This window comes from Aeromonas sp. L_1B5_3 (assembly GCF_963866575.1).
Classification (GTDB): Bacteria; Pseudomonadota; Gammaproteobacteria; order Enterobacterales; family Aeromonadaceae; genus Aeromonas; species Aeromonas jandaei.
In genome coordinates this window covers 1-3,170 of sequence record NZ_CAWMDN010000015.1, presented here as the reverse complement: position 1 = coordinate 3,170, position 3,170 = coordinate 1, and the positions used below count along the sequence as shown (strand labels likewise).

General features: G+C 52.8%; 2 protein-coding genes. Both read right to left on the bottom strand.

Annotated elements, in window-relative coordinates:
- Positions 1-391 precede the first annotated feature (391 nt).
- On the bottom strand, positions 392-1,681 hold the full coding sequence (locus AACR93_RS01920) for a restriction endonuclease subunit S (RefSeq protein WP_052497114.1): 1,290 nt from the start codon (positions 1,679-1,681) through the stop codon (positions 392-394).
- The coding region (locus tag AACR93_RS01915; protein WP_043852205.1) for an N-6 DNA methylase at positions 1,681-3,170 on the bottom strand (1,490 nt) is incomplete at its 5' end. The genes AACR93_RS01915 and AACR93_RS01920, both read right to left, overlap by 1 nt.

Below are 3,170 nucleotides of genomic sequence, written 5' to 3'. Positions count from 1 at the left end.
AGCAACTCACAATAAAAGTATCTCTTTCTTTTCAGATAGATAAACATCTATCGCGCCAATTAACAACCGCCCCAGTCACGCAACAGTCAAGCAAATCTGCTGCGGGGTGGGCTCGGTGGCCAGGCTCGCTGCAGAGGCTAACTCTTATACACAACTCCCATCCCTTTAATGAGATATCCAGGGAAGCTGAGGCTCCCTCCCCTTTTTTCAAGGGGAGGGTTGGGGTGGGGTTTGCTTTTTAGCTTGTGAAACATCAAAAGCCACCCCCTCCCAACCTCCCCCTTGGCAGGGGGAGGCGCTGTTCGAAGCTTTTTTCGGCATTTATCTCACCAATCGACCAGAGAGGTATATAAGAGACAGCGGCAGAGGCGATCATCCGGTTGGGCTGAACTCATGCCCCCACCGCCAGCGGCAGGCGGATTTTGCCGGTCAGCAGTTGTTGCATCATGCCTTGTTTCAGGGCGCGGGCCTTCTCCAGCTTCTGGGTTAACACCTGCAGCTCGTTATCCATATCGGATAAAATAGTTGCGATGGCGGTTTGTTCTTCAATCGATGGGAAAATGGATTTTGTTGACTCCATTTTCTCCTTTGTGACATGCAACATTGTGCCGCCACTCGAAGAACTATTCTTTAACCTCTCGGTCATATCACCCAGCAAATAGAACAAGAATGCTTTATTATTGCCACTCTTACATTCAATTTTCCAAATGTGATAATGATAAATAGCCTTGCTTCCTTTCCATATTACGGGTCCAAAAGTTGCCGACCACATAAATAGAAGGTCTCCAAAATCGCAATATTGCCTTTCTGGAAGTTGCAAATTTGAATAATAATATTCATCTCCCCTCCCAGTTAGATTTTGCAATCTAATAACGGGTACTCCGGACGATTCCCATTCGTGTAAAGCGTAAGCTCGACCATTAATAAATTGGCTCGCATCTCCAAGTGACACAACCTCCCAATCCTCCGGAATATCTCCCAGTTCGCTGGGTTTATAGCCTTTTGGGGTACCATCGGGACGCAGGGCGAAGGCGGGTAGGCGGGTGCGACCGGTGAGCAGTTGCTGCATGGTGGCGCTTTTGATGGCCTGCTTCTTGGCGATCAGCTGCTCCAGCGCATCGATCAGCGCATCGCTATCCGACAGCACATTGGCAATGGCGGTTTGTTCGGGCAAAGAAGGTAGATTAATTACCGTTGCACGGATAATACCATTGTACAATCGCGATATTGTACTGCCTTCAGGAGATGCCCAGCTAATAACCTTATAATAATGATGCAAGTATTCATTAATGATTTTATTTTTATCAATCTCCAGCCAAACAATATTTGAATCTTGGAAATATGCAGGTTCTCCGTCATAAACAACCGTTTTACCTAAAGTTCCTGCTGCAGAAATCAGGACATCACCTTTTTCCGGAAACGAGTATTTTGATTTAAATTCGTTATATCTGGAAATTGAAATGTAAGCATCAGGCTGTCCACCAAAAGTTCCAATTTTGAAGAATGGAATTTCACCTGATTCAGTTGTTTGATCAGAAAAAATCCGTTTGCACATACGGACTTCCGCGATATCGCCTAGTGCTACTTGCTCCCAATCCTCCGGAATAACCCCCACCTCGGTCTGCTGATAGCCTGCCGGGATCGCCTTGCCTGCTGTCTCTTGCATCATCTGCTCTGCCATTATGCCCACTCCAGCCCCATGCTCTTAAGATGCGCGGCCACCTTGGCCTCCAGATCTGCGACCTGCTGGGTCAGCTGCGGCAGGGTGGCGCGGTAGCGCTCCTCCAACTCCTTGACGCGGTTGGCCAACTGCTGGGTGATGCGCTCAATCTCCGCCTCGATGGCGCTTTGCAACGAAGCTTTCCACTTATCCTCCACCAGCAGTTGCTTGATCTCATCTTCCGTTAGCTTGGGGTAACGGGCCAGGACGGCCCGATCCAGCGTCTCTTGCGCCTCTTTAAGTGTCTTCTTGGCGCGGCTTTCCTCATCAAAGTGTTTGATGGCGGTTTTTAGCGCCGCCTTCTCGTCGGCATCGCTGGCTTGCTTGAGCCGCGCCTTCAGGCTGGCGGCGTTGATCTTGCCCGCGTCGTTGGCCGCGTCACTGAGCAGCCCCTCCTCGCCCCCCTGCTCTTCCAGATAGCTCTCAAGATGTTGGCTCACCTCATCCGCGGTGGCCTGCAAGGCGTCGATTTCGGCCTGCTTATCGCTAAAGAAGCGGGCCACCAGCAGGGCCGGAGGCAGCAGCTCGGCCTTGTACTTGGCGCGGCCAAGCACCAGATCCGGCGTCTCTTTAAGCTTCTCGCCCTTGTCGACTTTTAGCTCGCGCAGCACCTTGCCCGCCGCCCAGCCATCCTGGCAGAGCACATAGACATCGTCCTGCATCACGGCGTGCCAGTAGTCCAGCAGCAGTTGGTAGATATCGTAGTTATCCAGCAGCGGCAGCGGCGCATAGGCGGCGAGCAGCGATTCGCTGATCTCCTCGATCAATGCCTTGGGCGACTCACCCTGCTCCATCTCCGCCAGATGGCACTCGGTAAACCAACGTGAGAAGGGTTCGAGCGAAGCAGTGGCAAAACGGATAAATTCAGGGTGCGCCAGTATGGTGCCCTTGACCTTGGCGGCCTCCACCAACCCATGGCTATAACCCGCATGGGCCGGAGCAAACAGATCGGCCCGCAGAGTCGGGAACACCTGCCAGTAAGCACCCAGGGCGTCGATATCCCGATTGGGAATGCCGCCTTTAAGGTGCGCGGCCAGATCGTGCAGATCTTCGGCCTCGCTGGCATCGATATAGCGCGGAATATTCAGGTTGTAATCGTTGGCGGCGATTTCTGAGAGCGGCACGGCGCGGCTGTAACGGGGGATTAGCTGCTCACGGGTAAAGGTATCGACGATCTTGTGGATGTCCTGCTCGCGCAGCCGGTTCTTGTTGCCATCTTTGATAAAGCCTTTACTGGCATCGATCATAAACAGGCTCTGGCTGGTATAGCCGTTGGCCTGGATGGCGCGCTGGTGCGCCGTCTCCTTGTCGATGATGATGATGCAGGCCGGAATGCCGGTGCCGTAGAAGAGGTTGGCAGGCAGGCCGATGATGCCCTTGATAAAGCCTTGTTTGAGCAGATTTTCGCGGATGCGCGCCTCGGCATTGCCGCGAAACAGCACGCCGTGGG

Bases quoted from the DNA above. Each gene is read 5' to 3' on its own strand.
- AACR93_RS01920 (WP_052497114.1), bottom strand. From the start codon at position 1,681: ATGGCAGAGCAGATGATGCAAGAGACAGCAGGCAAGGCGATCCCGGCA.